The following is a 15,965-nucleotide window of genomic DNA, read 5'->3' on the forward strand; positions in this document are numbered from 1 at the left end:
TGATTGTCCTTCTTTTTTTAGTTATGGAGGGGAAACATTGGAAGCAGTAGTAGTAGAAAGAGAGGCAAAGGGGATGAAAGAAATTGCCATCCAAGAAAAAGATTTGACCTTACAGTGGAGAGGAAACACAGGTAAGTTAGTTAAAGTTCGATTAAAGAATACACGTGCAATGGAAATGTGGTACAACAAACAAATTACCGAAGAAAACATTCAAGAGATCACCACGTTGAATATCATTAAAAATGGAAAATCTTTGGCATTAGAAGTATATCCAGAAAAAAGTATCTATGTGAAACCAAATTTAGGCAGAATCAATGTGCCTGTCTTTTTTATCAAAACACCTATTAACAGAGGAGTATTTGAAGAGATTTTCGGCGAAACGTTAAAAGCATAAGTAAAGGAGAAAGAAAAGCCAATGTATGTATCTTTTGTTCTAAGTTGTTTGCTTGGATTTTCTGCCTACAGTCTATTAAATAGGCTAAATTCGTTGGAATTTGTGGATGTTTGGTTAGACAAAGAAACACAAAAAATCACACTAAAACGCTGTTTTTATGATACGTCTTTCAAGAAACAAACACTAAAAGAGTTAGAACGAGTATATTTCCAATTAAAAGAAATAATCAACGTGCAAATAAACAAGCGGTCTTTAAATACGAATGACATACGTAATGTACGAGAACTAGAGGAAAAACAACAAGAAATAAAACGATTCATGTTAGACGTTTTAGAAGATGCTTATTGGAAAGAATTAGCAAATATGCCAGAAGACCAACGACACTTAGACGATTGGGATTTCTTTTGAAATTGGTTACTGAAAGGAAGCGATGGATTACAATTTGTTTGATTTTTAACCAGCCATGCTAAGTTTTTCCGTTTCGGTTCCTTTGGTTTTTTTGTTAGCGATAATAAAAAAATGATGCCTGACACAAAAATATAGGAGGGAAAAAATGATTATTTTATCAGGACTTTTTATTTTAGGGATAGGAATAGTTGGAGGTTATCAGCTAGCCACGTTACCTAAATTAATTGAAATGAAACAGCACAAAGCAATACAGAACCATTTCAATGTTAAAGGAAATGAGTACACCTATTATCAAGAAGACAGTGAAAATTACATTTTATCCTTGGAAGATACAGAATATCGAATTAAATTTTCCAAGAACACCCCGTTAAAAGTGGTATTCACTGAAATTTTAGAACCTATGTAAGGGTGAGTTTATGTATATCTCTTTTGATTTAGAAGCAACACAAGCAGAAAAAATAGCTTTACCAGTCCATCAACGATTTTCGCTTGTTCAAGGTCTTTTGCTACTTGAACAAGCCAATCAAGAAGTTTTGGCCACAAAACAAGGAGGCACGATAGCCTATTTTTTATATACAGGAAAAGAACAAGAACTACCTATTTTAGAAGCGGAACTTTTATTACCGGTCAAACAAAAGGATATGTTAGACGTATTGCTTGAACCAGTCACAAATGATCCAACGCTTGATCCAATAGAAGTAAAAAACTTCTTACAGTTAGTTAATCAATCGTTGCCAAAGAAGCAACGAGCTAAAAGTAACAAAAAAGGTACAGAAAAGAAGGAAACTACTGATACAAAACCAGTGAAGAAAAAGTTTTTTTTGTCCGTTAGTCTTATCACACTTGTTGGATTGATTCTACTTATGAGTGGTTTTTTATTAGGGAAAACCAATTCTACACCTTACCAAGAAAAAGAATTAGAGGTAAAAAAAGAACTCAATACCTTAACAGAACAAGTCAATGATCAAAATAAAGTAGAAACATTTACTCGATTCTTTCTAACTAATTACTATTCAGGAAAAACAGATGCCAAAACCAGACAAGCAGTTTTAAAAAAGTTTGTAAAAAAAGAAATCTTATCTGATTTTTTATCGGAGAAAAGCCGAGCGAGAAGTATGTTTCCCTGGGAAGTAAAGAAGAAAGACAAACAATGGACGATAGTGTTCATTGTTGTATTAATCAATGAAAAAGCCGAGCAATCGACAAAGAAAATTACGTTTACAGCTGAAGAAACAAAAGAACAATTGGTCGTAATGGAACGACCGACAGAAGAAGATTTTGAACTTACAAATTAAAATTAAAATGGAGGAAATAATGATGAAAAAAATTCTTTTTGCTAGTTTATTTAGTGCCACACTACTATTTGGGGGAAGTGAAATTTCTGCTTTTGCACAAGAAATTATCCCTGATGATACTACGACACCGCCCATTGAAGTACCAACAGAACCAAGTACACCAGAAAAGCCAACAGATCCAACACCGCCAATTGAGCCACCTGTAGACCCTGTAGAGCCACCTATTACACCAACGGAGCCAACAGAACCGACAGAGCCGACAACACCAACAGAACCTGAAAAACCAGTAGAGCCAACGGAACCGACAACACCAACAGAACCTACAACTCCTACAGAGCCAAGTGAACCAGAACAACCAACGGAGCCAAGTAAACCAGTAGAACCTGAAAAACCAGTTACACCAAGCAAACCAGCAGAACCCGAAAAAACTGTGACACCAACTAAACCAACAGAATCTGAAAAACCAGTACAACCAGCAGAACCAAGCAAGCCAATCGACGTTGTTGTAACGCCAACAGGGGAATTAAATCACGCTGGAAATGGTACACAACAGCCAACAGTCCCTATTGAAACAAGTAATTTGGCAGAAATCACGCACGTGCCTAGTGTAACAACACCTATTACAACTACAGACGGAGAAAACATTGTAGCTGTAGAAAAAGGTGTTCCACTTACACAAACAGCAGAAGGGTTAAAACCTATTCAATCAAGTTACAAAGTATTGCCTAGCGGAAATGTAGAAGTAAAAGGTAAGGACGGTAAAATGAAGGTTTTACCATACACAGGTGAAGAAATGAATATCTTTTTATCTGCCGTAGGCGGTATCTTGTCTGTAGTATCTGGGTTTGTCATCTTTAAAAAACGCAAAGCTAAAGTATAAGCTAGCGTATAGATAGGAGCGTACCATGAATAAGAAAAGAATTGTCTTTGGGCTTCTCTCTTTTTTCTTGCCTATATTTTTAGTCTTTGGAGGCTTACTTTTTTTCTTTTATTATTAACGAGTACGTCAGATACTTCAAAAAATGATTGTATTCAGCCAAGTATAAATAATCCAACTGATGCGACAGATACACCTAAATCGATCGAGCAGTTTGTAAAAAGCCATAAAGATGCTTACCTTTTATCATGGAAAGCAGGTGGCTTTTTACCGTCTGCTAGTATTTCTCAAACGATGGTAGAAAATGGGTTTAATTTTACTAATCCATCGGGGACGTCATTTTGGCAGGCACACAATATGGGCGGTGTTAAAACGTCAAAAAAAGAAGATTTTCCTGTAACTTTAGCAACATTCGGCCAAGATTCTGTTGATATTTCTGGTACAAAGCCAGGGTCAAACGTCGGTGATGGCACTGGTGGGGCATATACCTGGTTTAAAGACTACAATGCTGGAATTGTTGGAAAAGCAGAATTTATGGCACACCAGACACTGTATACAGGTGCTATCAATAATACTGACGGATTAAGTACTTTATCAGCTATTTATTCAGGAGGATGGGCTACAGACCCTACTTACCTCATGAAGTTACAGGCCACATATAATAGCTTAGGCAAGCAGTTTCAATGGTTGGACCAAGAAGCAATACAGAAATATGGTAACGCGCCGTTTAAAAAGAGCGAACTTGTCCTAAATATTCCCGGAAAATCCCCAATCACAAACGAAAAATATGGTAAAAATTCTGATTGCGTTGTTACTTCAGATACATCCGATCAAGTTACAGGACAAAATACTGCCCCATCATTAGAAGTACCAAGTGCGTATAAAGGAAAGTTAACACTTCCGCCTATCGATTCGAATGATTACGCTGGAAATAACTATCCTTTTGGACAATGTACGTGGTACGCTTATAATCGTATGGCGCAAATTGGCAAACCAATTGAATGGTTTTCAGGTGATGGCGGAAATGGCGCAGGTTGGGCTAATTCTGCTCGTGCGAAAGGGTACACAGTAGTAAAAGGAAAACCAAGTGTTGGTTGGGCAGCTAGTATGCAAGGTGGCATAGGAGGTTCTGCACCGCCCTATGGGCATGTGGCAGTTGTAGAGTATGTCAATTCTGACGGCAGTATTCTTGTGAGTGAAGCAAATGTTATTAATCAAGGCTCTGGTACGCGTTCATGGCGAGTATTAGACAGAGCAACGGTTGAACAAATTGATTTTATTCAAGGAAAGGGAGCGTAGCAATGAGGGAGCGTTTAAAGCAAGCACAACCACTAGTGATCGTTCTTTTACTTGTTTTACTGACCACTTTAGGAGGCGGTTATTTCAATGAGAAAAAAGAAAATGCACAAATAAAAAATCAAAAAGAGAAAGAGCAGCAAGTCCTAAAGAAAACTTTAGAAGAAAAAAACGGACAACTGAATGATTTATCGAGAAAAATTGAACAATTATTGGATGAAAAAGAAGATCCTGTTAATGAGCCATTAACAAAAGCAGTGAATGCCTTATTTTCACTTTTGTTTGACTATGATTCTAGCAATAAAGAACAAACAGTCGCTAAAAGAAAAGAAAAAGCAACTGTTTATGCGACAGAGCAAGGGCTATCCGGGGTATTCCCAAGGGATGCAGATAAAGTTGTTCCTAGTGTTGTGACCGTTTCTCAATTAGATAAGGCACCTGAAATTTATCGAACCACACAAAAGGATACAGGAAAAGAAAAAACAGCATTGGTCCGGCTAGAATATTCAGTTCGAATCGCAGGAAGCCAAACGCAACGTGGAAATTTTATTTACAAGGTAACTTTCAATGAAGAAAGCAAGAAATTTACAACCATTGAGAATTTAGGTGAGGAAAATCAGTAAAAAAGTACGAATTACAACACTTATTAGTTTAATGCTTGTTTTAGGGGGGATAAGCCTCTTTTTATTTATGGTAAAACAAAATGAAAAGGCAATGCTCAATCAGGAAAAGGAGCGAGCGGCCGTAGTTTTAGCAGACAATGAAACACGTGTCTTATTTTTTTACAAAGATACGTGTGCTGATTGTCAAAAGGTCTATCCGACGGTTTACGAAGAGGACCAGGGCGAAAACAACATTGTATTTATCAATTTAAATCAACCTAAAAACCGTCACTATATAAAGACATATACGTTGGAAAAAGTACCAACATTTGTTACACCGAAAAGAAGATACGTAGGAACAGATACGAGAAAAATTCAGCAATTAATTGCTGAAAATAACGACGAAAGAAGTGAAGATTAATGCACGAAAATCATGTGAATGAAAAGGAGACAGCCGTAGAAAATACGGAACGTATTGCTAAAAATTATGCTTATGAACGCCCAGCGATTCAAACGGCGCTATTTATCTTATGGCGGGTGCATAATAAGCAGTATCAAACAGGCGCTCGGATATTTTACGACGAATTAGAAAAGGCCACCAAGACGTCTAAGACCGCTTATAAAGAAGCATTAGCTTTTTTAGAAGGTGCAGGCATGGTGGTAAACGAGGTTGTCGTAGAAAGTAAAGTCCCCCAATCGTTAATTCAACGTTACGGGATTTTAAAAGATGAGTAACAAAAAGGCTGTATTCAATCCGCAAGCAGGGAAGCAAGCCCAGAAAGAAAAAGTGAGGAAAGAGACACGTGTTTCTTCATTGGTTCAAATAATCCGAGCAATCTTCAGGAAGAAAGAGAAAGAACCAGAAAATTCTCGAACCATTCGTTTTTCGCCACGTTCGGCGAAAAGTATTTACTCAATGGTGTTTTTCCTTTTATTTTTCTTGATAAGCTTATTTTTATTAATGAGTTTTGGACGATTAAACACGCTTACAAGGCTTGCGATGCAAAAGCAAGTAAATCGTGAGGAAATTATTGAAAGCGTGAATAAAGGCGTAGCTGCAAGTGATCAATTGAAATATGACGGAATGAAACTTGTGGATCGATTATTTACAGTGTCCTCAAAATTAGAAGGAAAAGAGTACTGGGAAGCGCAAATAACCCCTTATTTAGCTGCTGGATTGCGTGCAGAAGATTTAGGTCTTGATAAGACAAATGATGACCGCGTTGCACGAAATGTACGCTTTATTCGATTAGAAACAGTTGATTATAAAGAATCACTTTACAGCTTGTACTATGATGTCCGTTTTACTGAAGGGAAAGAATGGCGCCAAGTGCAAGTGATTTTGCCTGTTAGTTATGCAGAAAATGAACTGAAGTTGCTTGATAGACCAACGTTAATGAATTTAGCGAAGACAAGTGAGAGTAACAAAGTTGTGTATGACGAGCAACGTTTTATACCTAAAGGAAAAGAAGTCAATGAAGAAGAAACAAAAAAACTAACGGAATTTACCAATCGTTTCTTTGAATTATATGTAAAAAATGATGAAAAGTTAGGACTAATTGCGAATGTAAAAGGACTAGAACATGCGACGTTAGAAAAAGTAGATATTACAAGTCTAAGAGAAACAGGCCAAGGGATCTATGATGTTCGAGGAACCTATCAATTCAGTTATGAAGGGAAAAGTCCGCTAACGTCTAACTTCTCATTACAAATTGAAGCAACAAAAGATAGTTATTTTATTAAAAAAATGAATGGAGTGTAAGAATATGTTTGATTTATCTGGTTTAGCAAATAATATTTCCTCACAGGTGATTATATTATTGGTGATTTTAGGACTGGTATCCTTAGTTGTAGCGGTTGCAACACAAGGGGCCGCACGAGGAATTGCGACAGTCTGCTTAATCTTAATTTTAATCGCGTTGGTTTTAGTGTTAAAAGATGCTGAAAAAATTGGTACCTGGTTGAAAGACTTAATTTTCAAACCAAATGCCGGCTTTATTTTCCCAATAAAAGGTTGGCGATTTTGATGGAATATAATTACACACGAGAATTTAAACAACCTCACAAGATTTACAGTATCAAAGGGGTAGCATTGCCTTTTGCGCCAAACGGCATTCGATTGGAACAAATTTTTGTAGGTATTGGTATCCTTATTCTCTTATTGATATTCGCGATTATTTCATTTGTCGCTAAAATCAATTTTTTTACCACAATTATTGCTAATTTTTGGTTGATTCTTATAGTAGGAGTGGGCGTCCTTGTGTGGACGCTCTTTTCTTTAAAATGGGATAATAAGAGCTTTCTTGATTATCTAATTGGTCGAGGAAACTTCTTGTATCAAAAGAAAAAAAGATATGAACATGGGCTACTTGTCCAATTCCATAAAGAAAAAGTCCAATACAAAGTTAGAAAATAACAGTAAAGTGTTTACAAAGAGATTGTGAGGGATGAAGGTGGATAAAAGAATTGAAGCTGTGACAAAATTTTTAGAGTCTTTAGGAACTGTAGAAGATTACACCGAGGATGTAGCTGTTAAGTATAGAAACTTGATTCTGAAATCGTATGAATTATACGAGAATAAGTATAACGATACTGTTGACGACAGTTTATGTATAGAAGTTTGGTCAAACGGGACTTATGTTGTTACAAACGAGGATTTATCTTTTGATTGTGAGAGCGAAGAAGATTTACAAAAGCTAAAAGAATTGTTTGTTAACACGTCATTTTATATAACCATTAATGAATTAAATAAAGTAGGTCATAAGGCTACTTTATCCGTCAAAGCTAAAGCAAAAAATTTAAGGAAACTGGGGCAGTTAATTAAAGAATACAGAAGTTGTAATTGCAAATATTTAAAGGATAAAGTAACCGAAATAATTGGTGATGATGGGCGTGTTTATTTAGATAGGATAAGTGAACGGATGGACTAAGAAAAACATGCTATAATGGTTAGAAACCATAAAGAAGCCTTATTTACAAAAGTAGTAACAAAAAATACAACTACATGAGTAGGAGGTAAATATCTTGATTAATAACGTTACATTAGTTGGACGATTAACCAAAGACCCAGATTTAAGGTATACGCAAAGTGGAACAGCCGTAGGTCAATTTACGTTGGCCATTAATCGCAACTTTACCAATGCTAACAATGAAAGGGAAGCAGATTTTATCAACTGTGTTATTTGGCGGAAAGCTGCAGAGTCATTAGCAAATTATGCAACAAAAGGGACTCTGATCGGTTTAACTGGTCGCATTCAAACAAGAAACTATGAGAATCAACAAGGCCAGCGTATTTATGTAACTGAGGTTGTCACAGAAAGCTTCCAACTATTAGAATCAAGAGAAGTAAACGAGCAACGAAAAGAACAGGCTACAGGTAAAGCTACGTTTGATAAACAGTCAATGGATAAACCTGATCCTCTGGATCCATTTTCGCCAGAAAATAGCATAGTGGATATTTCTGATAATGACCTGCCGTTTTAATGATTTATAAGTGAATAAACAACAAAAGACGAGTGAACAGATCACTCGTCTTTTTTTTGTACAAGTGTAAAAAAATAGTGATTGCAAAGAAAGGAGTTGATAAGGTGCCATTAAAAAGTAAAGAGCCGCGCTTAGACTTTCCAATTGAAGCCATTACGAATAATTTTCTTTTTACAACCTCTAACGACGTGTGGGTAGGTTATAAACTTGCACACCAAGTATTTCCTTTGAATAATTTAGACTTTTTCAAGGAATACATAGAGGACGGAAAAGGCGTATTCGAGCAAGACACGTTCGACTACCATTTTATGAATATTCCAGAATACTTTGATCTCGACGAACAGATTGAAGCGACAATCGATAACCTGGTAAAGGGAAGCTTTGCGGATTTAGGAGAAACCTATTTCCGACAAGCGGGTGATATTCTAAAAGACGAAGTCCAAATGAATAAATATAGTACGTATTTGTTCATTCGTTTTACCGCACCTATACAAGTTGCTAATCCTATGGAGTATATAGAATTGTTCAAGGAAGTTGGACGTAAGGCAATCAATGCTTTAACAGGGGTTCATGTACCAGTTAGCCAACTTTATCGCGCATATCAAGGATTAGAAAACAAGATTTACAAAGACTTATCAAATTTTAAAAATGTGGAACGCATGGATCCAAGAACCATAGGTCGATTGTTTTATTATTTCTTTCACCGTGCAAATACCCGTTTACCTGAACGAACGTTACTTCCGGAAGAAATGACGGAGGGGATTATTGAAAATAACACGGGATATATGACTATTGAACAATTGGATAAAACACATTACCTTGCTTTTTTACCGTTGATCAGTTTGCCAACGAGTATGTTTGGAAGTGCGATTATACAAAACTTGCAGGATAGTTTGAGTACCACGATTGAAACCCATGTCAAGGTTACATTTCGCCACCCAGATAAAGATAAACGCGATGTACACAAACGTCGTAAAAGAATCTATGAACAGGACAAAGAGCAAACACAAGTTGACGGTATTTTAGACGAAGACGAAGTGATTTTATTTGGGGAAGAGCGATTGCACGAACTAAGTAAAAAGATACGTAGTAAAGAACGACGATTGTGTCGTATGACGACAACGTTTGTACTTTCAGCCGATAGTAAACAAGCATTAGAAGAGAAAATAAAAGAACTCGAATTTGTTTTGGACGGTACAGACTACAAGTTGTATCGTCCGCTAGTCGACCAATTAACATTGTTTAATCAGTGTTTAATTGGCGCTAAGAGTCAATTTAAAAGCTATGAGCATGTTGTTTCAACAGGTTATGTAGCGGACCTTGGAATGGATTTAGAAAAAGAAATTGGTAACCGCTATGGCATGCCTCTAGGTCGTGTCATAACTGCTAAAAAATTCAAGTCCGTACAACAGGCACTTTCTTTATCAAGCAAAATCGTATGGTTTTTCCCAAACTTGACTAAAAAAGCCATAGAAGGCGCACAATATACAAATGGGAATACGCTAATCATTGGCCCGCCTGGGCAAGGAAAGTCAGTACTTGTTAAGTACATTTTCTTGTGGTTAACGTTTTTAGGACAAAAAATACTTTATATTGATCCTAAAAATGAAACCGTCCTTTTTTTCAAACGAGCATTAGATAAGTTCGGACATATTCCAGAATTTAAAGCTTTGTATCAACGCATTAACTTTGTTTCGCTATCAAGTGAAGAAAGGTATCGAGGAATGTTAGATCCATTGCTATTTCTGCCAAGAGAAGAAGCTATTCAAACCGCACGAAACGTGTTAGAAAATTTTGGTGAAGTTACGACAGACAGTCACACTGCAAGTGATAAGAAGACGCTGATTTTAGATTCTGTCAATGCGGTGATGAAAGGTAAAGGGAAAAAACACCTAACGAAAGTAATCGAGGTTATTCGCGAAAAAGACCCTAAATTAGCAAATTTAATCTCTGGCCACAATGTTGGGTTAGGCAAAATTCTTTTAGGGAACGATTACAGCGAACCTATTCGCTTTGAAAATCAAATCAATGTCTTAGGTACCCAGGGGCTTAAAATCCCTACACAAGCGGAAATAGACAGCGGACGATTAAACAATGAACAAATCGCAGGCATGTCTATTATGGAAGTTATTATGAAAATGACAACGATCTTCTCTACAGATAAAACTGAAGATGCTGCGATTATTTTCGATGAAGCGAAAGGATTTGAAGACACGGCCCAAGGACGTTTTCTAATTGAAGGAAGTTTACGCCAAGGACGTGCGAACATGACCGATATATACCTTGTCACACAAGCGTTTATGGATTATGATAAAGAAGATAAAAAAGAACTATTGTCTTATAAATTTGCGTTCCGGCCAAACCAAAAAGAAGCACAGAAAAAAGTTTTAGAATTTTTTGGTATGGATACGAACCCAGCAAATATTCAGTTAATTAATGAACTAAAATCAGGGACTTGTTTATTCCAAGACCATCGAGGGCGTAGCCAGCCTATTGCAATTGATGTTTTATTCGATAGTTGGTTAATGGCCGTTTCGTCTACTAATAAAGAGGATGAAGCTACTCAAATGGCGTTGGCAATGGAACAAGGATCATAAAAAAGGAGAAGTGAGCATGAAAAAAGTACTACCTTTTATTGCCTTAGTCGGCTTGTTATTGTTGTCAGGTTGTGGAACAGATATGAAAAAGATATTAACTTCCGATGGTGGTAAATGGGAAGGGACGGGTTTTGGTGTGTCAACTCAATTCACTTTTTATAAAGATGGAGAAGTTAGTTTATTAGAGTCTGGATCAAGCTATAGCGGAACATACAGTTACAACGATAAGGAAGAAAAATTGACTATTGATATAAGTAACATAGGCAAAAACATTTTTTCTGATGTAAAAGAAAAGAATGGGAAAATAACTGCTAAGTATGGGAAAAACAAAATATCTCTTGAAAAAGTCAAAGAAAAATAAGAGGTGATACCTTGAACAAGAAATTATTAATTAAAACAGCCTTACTGTTTCTAGTAGGCTGTTTTTTTGTTGTTACACAAACTACATCTGTTAATGCAGCACCTAAACCTGATGAAAATAAAGTTATTGTTACAGAGCCAACTACTAATGTAGATACAATTTATGATACTTACAAAGACAATGCTTTTGAGTTAATGACTAAGGAAAAAGAGAAAGAATCTGTAACGGGTTTTAATGAAGCTATCACTAATGCTTCTGCGACAATAAAGACTTTTGTTTGGTCAATGGTAAAAGGACTCGGAGAGTTTAATGCAGTTATGGTAAAAACACTATTTAGTATGGATATTATAACTGCTATTAAGCAACCGATTATGAACCTAACGTCTAGCATAGCAACTAATATGTTAGGGATTGCGGGAACGATTGGTATTGCCTTTGTTTTTGTTATTTTAGGTGTAAAATTTATTGGACAACAACGATACAAACGGTTTTTTGGTATTTTTTTAATGACGATTCTTATTTTTACGGGTCTTTCCGTCCTAAAAGATGCCAACACGTCCAATTCTTTGTTTGATATGATGTTTAGTGTAGATAAAGAAGTTGAGACCGCATTTGTAAATATTAATCCGGTCTTAGGTGATGTTAGTGTACCAATGACAGAGAAAGGGAAAGATAAGAACGGAAATGAAGTAGAGCAAAAATTATCTGCAGATCAACGAGCAAAAAGTGCAGGAAATTTAATTGCTTCACGTGTTTTTTACACCAATGTGTATGAACCTTACTTGCTCATGAACTATGGAACAAGTGATGTTCATAAAATCCGTAAGAAAACAGTGAAGTATAAAGATAAAGAATATGATCGAATCAACTTATTGTTAGACAACGATATGAATAGTGAAGAAAATGATAAGTTAATGGAAGAAGTTGTAAATTACGAAAGTAAAGACTTAAAAAACCGTTCAATTATGTATTATAACAACTGGACCAATACTTTTTATGGCTTATTTTATCTGGTAGTTAACTTAATTCAAACAGTGGTGTATTTCCTGTTAAGTTTCTTACGATTAATTATTGCGGTCATTCAATTGTTCCTATTGCCGTTGTTACCGTTATTGTTGTTTGCAGGACTCTTTTTAACTGAAACCAACGTCTTTGCGAATTACTTTAAAACCTTTGGCATGACTATTTTTATGAAGGGAATGGTTGGTTTTGCGACTATTTTCTTTGCAAGTTTCTTATCACTAGGGTTTCAATTAAGCAATCAGACAGAGAACGTGTGGCAGAAGATATTAACGATACTTATTTATCTTCTTACACCGCTTGGCTTGTATGTCTTCCGAAAATTCTTTGCTAATCTTGTCACGGGACGTGTTTCACTTTCTGATGGTGTCGGGTTTATCGGAAATCCTTTTGGCACAGAAGCTAATATGCGTAGAGCGGCAAAAGAACAAAAACAAGAGAATAAGGAGCGTAGGAAACAGGCACAAGAAGAACGTAAAGCAGCTATTAAAAAACGTCAAGAAGAAGCAAGGAAACATGGTAAAGCAGAAACTGGCTTAAAACAACGGCCATTAAATAAAGAACAAGAAAAACGTAGTGCACTACGCCGTGAGTTGAAGCCAAGACCTCAACATAAAGCGCCAAATGCTATCGAAAAAGCACAAGAAGGATTAAGACAAGCGCACGAAAAAGGACGTATGCAAGAACAGAAATCTGCAGAACAACTCAAACGGCAGCAACATGAATCAGCTCGTCAAAAAGAATATGAAAAAGATCGATTGAAAAAACAGGAATCACTTAAAAAAATTAATGATCAAAGCGACGAATCAACCAATTTAACAGCTTTAAGAAATCAAAATCGGCGTACTGGACAGCGAAGTAAAAAACGCGAAACAGGTCATCAAACACTTATGAAACGACAAGGAGAAAAAGTACTTCAACCAACAAATAAACCAAAAGATATGAAAAAACAAGTGGTTGCTCGTAGTCCAAGACGAACAGGACAACCAACGACTCGTCAAAATATCCAACCAAAAGTAGCGGCCCAAATGGTCAAACGAAGTGGTGGAACGTTGGGAAGTAATCCTGCCTATCGACGTCCAGAAGTACGTAAAAAAATGGATCAAGTGAAGCAAGTAACGCAAGTTGATGTACCTCAAACGCATTCTACACCACAACGTGTACAACCCAAGGTAAATGAGCCAATCACACGTATGAATAGACATAATACGCCAATAATTAAGAAAGAAAAGAGAACTAAACAATCACTAGTTGTTCGCAGAGAACGCAAGAAACCTGGTACACAGAAGATAACAAACAAACCTAAAGGAGTGAGACAACCTCGTGCAAGGAAATAATTTGTTTAACAATGGCTTGCTACAACCAAAGAAACCGCCAATAGGGCAAGAACAACAAAAAATGACTCGCTACCACCAACTCCGACTAGTCTTTGGATTAGTCGGAGTTCTTTTATATCCTTTTGCGATTTTAGGTAGTATTCCATTATTAATTGGTCTAGCGGTTGATAAAAGAGACAAGGCTGCAAATGTATTTGATATGGATTATGAGAGTTTTTTGAAACGAAATAGTATTGTCTTTCTTAGTTTTTCAGCTGTGTTATTTGTAATAAATGTTTTTGCATTTATCCTCTGGATTCCCAGAGGGTATCTGTCTGCGTATCTTCTTTTCCCCTTAAATCTTCTTCATACAGCACTTCGTTTTAATTGGGAGACAATAGTCGCTTTGCTTATTGGATCAAGTGGAATGGGGGCCATTTTTTTGGCATTTTCTTCATTTGTGGCAAAACGAAAAGTTATTTCAAAGGAAGACGAACGGAAGAAAGTGACGGAATCTAAAGAATACAAAAATAGGCAAAAAAATAAATTTGAAGAGTCACAACGCTTTACTGATGAACAAGAAAAAGAATACCAAGAAGCAGTAGAAAGTGTTGATATTGACAAGTATAAAGAACTATCCAACCAATTATTACTTGGTATGAGTGAGTTCGGGTTGTCATATATTATGAACTTTTCAGAGTTCAATCAACACGCCCTTATTCCCGCAACCACTGGTTCAGGAAAAACAACGTTACTTCAATTACTCGTCCAACACGCAGTCAAATTTAATTTTCCGGTGATATTGATTGATGGAAAAGGCGCTCGAGATACATTAGAAAGTATGCGAGAAATTGCCAAATTTTATGACAAAGAAGTGCATGCTTTTACGGATGATGGCGATATGAGATACAACCCAGTAGAGCATGGAAATGACATATCTATTCGAGATAAGTTAGTGTCTTTAGCCGAAACAGAAAGTGTCTTTTATTCAGGCGCAGCGAAAGCTCTTTTGCAAGTAACAATTCAATTGTTAGACGAGTTTAAAGGAGCCAAGGTTACTTTATCTGGAGACACTCGTACGACAGAAACCGTTGAACGAAGTCTACCATTTGTTCAACGATTTTTACTTCCGAGAAATGTTTTACACTTATTTGCGGATGCGATTTTACCAAACAATCCCAAACTATTTGAGATTGAAGTAGAAAAGAAAATACAAAAACCTAAGAAAAAATCAGTGAAAGAAGGAAGCGAGATACTGCCTGATTCAGACCTTGATAAAGAAGAAAAAGAGGAAGATTCACAAATTAAGAACAGTAAATTTAGAAACATTTCCCAACTAGGAATAGCACAAAAAGAAACGGAAACGATTGTCCTTAATCCAGAAACATTAGATTTAGACTCGTACTATTTATTACTAAAACGAAACCTAAGATATTTGCCAACAGACAAAGAAACAGGAGAAAATATCAAACAAAAATTGTTCGAACGATTATTTATTCGTTATGAACATAAAGATTCACCGTTTTATTTGTATGCCACATCAGAAGCATTACAGACAAACATTAACATGTTATTAGACAGTGAGTTAGGAAAATTATTTGATACAAAAAACGCAAAAAATGTTCTTGATGTGCAAGAAATTGTCAATCAACGCAAGTTAGTTTACGTATCGTTCAATGGGTTGATTTACAAAGAATATATCCGCACTTTAGCGCAAATGTTAGTCGGAGACGTAAATTATTTTGCTTCTGAAATGTATCGAAAAAATGTTAAACGTGAAGTCCTTGTGATTTTTGATGAACCTGCTTCTTATCTAAATGAAACGTTTATTGATATGGTAAATAAAGGTAGAGGTGCAGGTGTTTATGGTATTTTCACCCCTCAAACGATGGCAGATATTGCAAAATTAGGGGATAAATTAATGGAACAACTTGTCGGAAATGTGAATACTTTGTTCATTGGAAAGACCAACGAAAAAGGTGAAGCCGAGTATTGGAGTGAAACAATGGGAACGTATCAAGACATTGATGTAACTTCAGTTACGGAACAAGAAGATGGTTATTCAGATGTTGGAAAATCTGATTGGTCAGGAGATAGAGGAACCAAACGTAATGTAGATCGCTTTAAAATTAGTCCAAACAAGATAAAAGAATTGCGTACAGGGGAGTTTATTATTTATCGTACAGCAGAAAATGTAAACCTCCCACCACAAAAAGTTTATGTGCGAAACGCACTCGAATGGTTACAAAAAAGTAATTCAAAATAGATTAATATAGTGTGTCAAATTTTGGAAACATCATGGAAATACTTAGGAAA

17 protein-coding genes and 1 pseudogene are annotated in these 15,965 nt (G+C 36.2%); all 18 read left to right on the forward strand.

The window, feature by feature from the left end; translation table 11 throughout:
• Nucleotides 1-37 precede the first annotated feature (37 nt).
• Nucleotides 38-394, forward strand: coding sequence for a pheromone response system RNA-binding regulator PrgU (gene prgU / locus IGM13_RS01845; RefSeq protein WP_010714280.1), 357 nt, complete (start codon nucleotides 38-40; stop codon nucleotides 392-394).
• Between the two features lie 21 nt (nucleotides 395-415).
• Nucleotides 416-802, forward strand: coding sequence for a hypothetical protein (locus tag IGM13_RS01850; RefSeq protein WP_002364326.1), 387 nt, complete (start codon nucleotides 416-418; stop codon nucleotides 800-802).
• A gap of 145 nt (nucleotides 803-947) precedes the next feature.
• The gene (locus IGM13_RS01855) at nucleotides 948-1,208 is read left to right on the forward strand and encodes a hypothetical protein (RefSeq protein WP_002370667.1); all 261 of its coding nucleotides are present in this window, start codon (nucleotides 948-950) and stop codon (nucleotides 1,206-1,208) included.
• Between the two features lie 10 nt (nucleotides 1,209-1,218).
• The gene (locus IGM13_RS01860; protein WP_002377931.1) at nucleotides 1,219-2,097 is read left to right on the forward strand and encodes a hypothetical protein; all 879 of its coding nucleotides are present in this window, start codon (nucleotides 1,219-1,221) and stop codon (nucleotides 2,095-2,097) included.
• Between the two features lie 19 nt (nucleotides 2,098-2,116).
• Nucleotides 2,117-2,977, forward strand: a complete 861-nt coding sequence (locus IGM13_RS01865) for an LPXTG cell wall anchor domain-containing protein (RefSeq protein ID WP_010710128.1) — start codon at nucleotides 2,117-2,119, stop codon at nucleotides 2,975-2,977.
• 25 nt (nucleotides 2,978-3,002) lie between these two features.
• Nucleotides 3,003-4,273: pseudogene (locus tag IGM13_RS01870) on the forward strand (CHAP domain-containing protein).
• A 2-nt stretch (nucleotides 4,274-4,275) separates the two neighbouring features.
• Nucleotides 4,276-4,893, forward strand: coding sequence for a hypothetical protein (locus IGM13_RS01875; RefSeq protein WP_002377936.1), 618 nt, complete (start codon nucleotides 4,276-4,278; stop codon nucleotides 4,891-4,893).
• Nucleotides 4,877-5,293: a thioredoxin domain-containing protein gene (locus IGM13_RS01880; protein ID WP_002401419.1), complete on the forward strand. Its 417-nt coding sequence runs from the start codon at nucleotides 4,877-4,879 to the stop codon at nucleotides 5,291-5,293. The genes IGM13_RS01875 and IGM13_RS01880 overlap by 17 nt, the downstream gene beginning before the upstream one ends.
• A complete protein-coding gene (locus tag IGM13_RS01885; protein WP_002360796.1) occupies nucleotides 5,293-5,607 on the forward strand; it encodes a hypothetical protein in 315 nt (104 codons plus the stop codon). Before IGM13_RS01880 ends, IGM13_RS01885 begins: the two co-directional genes overlap by 1 nt.
• A complete protein-coding gene (locus IGM13_RS01890; protein ID WP_002403100.1) occupies nucleotides 5,600-6,634 on the forward strand; it encodes a conjugal transfer protein in 1,035 nt (344 codons plus the stop codon). Before IGM13_RS01885 ends, IGM13_RS01890 begins: the two co-directional genes overlap by 8 nt.
• 4 nt (nucleotides 6,635-6,638) lie before the next feature.
• Nucleotides 6,639-6,899 (forward strand): hypothetical protein, encoded by a 261-nt coding sequence (locus tag IGM13_RS01895; protein WP_010706916.1) that lies wholly within the window; start codon nucleotides 6,639-6,641, stop codon nucleotides 6,897-6,899.
• Nucleotides 6,899-7,288, forward strand: coding sequence for a TcpE family conjugal transfer membrane protein (locus IGM13_RS01900; RefSeq protein ID WP_002360791.1), 390 nt, complete (start codon nucleotides 6,899-6,901; stop codon nucleotides 7,286-7,288). Before IGM13_RS01895 ends, IGM13_RS01900 begins: the two co-directional genes overlap by 1 nt.
• A gap of 31 nt (nucleotides 7,289-7,319) precedes the next feature.
• Nucleotides 7,320-7,802 (forward strand): hypothetical protein, encoded by a 483-nt coding sequence (locus tag IGM13_RS01905; protein ID WP_002377938.1) that lies wholly within the window; start codon nucleotides 7,320-7,322, stop codon nucleotides 7,800-7,802.
• A gap of 94 nt (nucleotides 7,803-7,896) precedes the next feature.
• Nucleotides 7,897-8,355, forward strand: coding sequence for a single-stranded DNA-binding protein (ssb, locus tag IGM13_RS01910; RefSeq protein WP_002365911.1), 459 nt, complete (start codon nucleotides 7,897-7,899; stop codon nucleotides 8,353-8,355).
• Nucleotides 8,356-8,459: 104 nt separating this feature from the next.
• Entirely contained in the window at nucleotides 8,460-10,952 is a 2,493-nt protein-coding gene (locus IGM13_RS01915; protein WP_002377939.1) for an ATP-binding protein, read from the forward strand.
• On the forward strand, nucleotides 10,909-11,313 hold the full coding sequence (locus IGM13_RS01920) for a hypothetical protein (protein ID WP_002400624.1): 405 nt from the start codon (nucleotides 10,909-10,911) through the stop codon (nucleotides 11,311-11,313). The genes IGM13_RS01915 and IGM13_RS01920 overlap by 44 nt, the downstream gene beginning before the upstream one ends.
• A gap of 11 nt (nucleotides 11,314-11,324) precedes the next feature.
• Complete coding sequence (locus IGM13_RS01925) at nucleotides 11,325-13,670, forward strand: CD3337/EF1877 family mobilome membrane protein (RefSeq protein WP_048945222.1); 2,346 nt, start codon at nucleotides 11,325-11,327, stop codon at nucleotides 13,668-13,670.
• Nucleotides 13,657-15,915, forward strand: a complete 2,259-nt coding sequence (locus tag IGM13_RS01930; protein ID WP_002385545.1) for a type IV secretory system conjugative DNA transfer family protein — start codon at nucleotides 13,657-13,659, stop codon at nucleotides 15,913-15,915. Before IGM13_RS01925 ends, IGM13_RS01930 begins: the two co-directional genes overlap by 14 nt.
• Nucleotides 15,916-15,965: the final 50 nt, after the last annotated feature.

This window comes from Enterococcus sp. DIV0561, from assembly GCF_050539875.1.
GTDB classification, from domain to species: Bacteria; Bacillota; Bacilli; order Lactobacillales; family Enterococcaceae; genus Enterococcus; species Enterococcus faecalis.

Coding starts and splice junctions, on each gene's coding strand:
- IGM13_RS01850 (WP_002364326.1), top strand. CDS start 416: ATGTATGTATCTTTTGTTCTAAGTTGTTTGCTTGGATTTTCTGCCTAC.
- IGM13_RS01855 (WP_002370667.1), top strand. CDS start 948: ATGATTATTTTATCAGGACTTTTTATTTTAGGGATAGGAATAGTTGGA.
- IGM13_RS01860 (WP_002377931.1), top strand. CDS start 1,219: ATGTATATCTCTTTTGATTTAGAAGCAACACAAGCAGAAAAAATAGCT.
- IGM13_RS01865 (WP_010710128.1), top strand. CDS start 2,117: ATGATGAAAAAAATTCTTTTTGCTAGTTTATTTAGTGCCACACTACTA.
- IGM13_RS01875 (WP_002377936.1), top strand. CDS start 4,276: ATGAGGGAGCGTTTAAAGCAAGCACAACCACTAGTGATCGTTCTTTTA.
- IGM13_RS01885 (WP_002360796.1), top strand. CDS start 5,293: ATGCACGAAAATCATGTGAATGAAAAGGAGACAGCCGTAGAAAATACG.
- IGM13_RS01890 (WP_002403100.1), top strand. CDS start 5,600: ATGAGTAACAAAAAGGCTGTATTCAATCCGCAAGCAGGGAAGCAAGCC.
- IGM13_RS01895 (WP_010706916.1), top strand. CDS start 6,639: ATGTTTGATTTATCTGGTTTAGCAAATAATATTTCCTCACAGGTGATT.
- IGM13_RS01900 (WP_002360791.1), top strand. CDS start 6,899: ATGGAATATAATTACACACGAGAATTTAAACAACCTCACAAGATTTAC.
- IGM13_RS01905 (WP_002377938.1), top strand. CDS start 7,320: ATGAAGGTGGATAAAAGAATTGAAGCTGTGACAAAATTTTTAGAGTCT.
- IGM13_RS01920 (WP_002400624.1), top strand. CDS start 10,909: ATGAAGCTACTCAAATGGCGTTGGCAATGGAACAAGGATCATAAAAAA.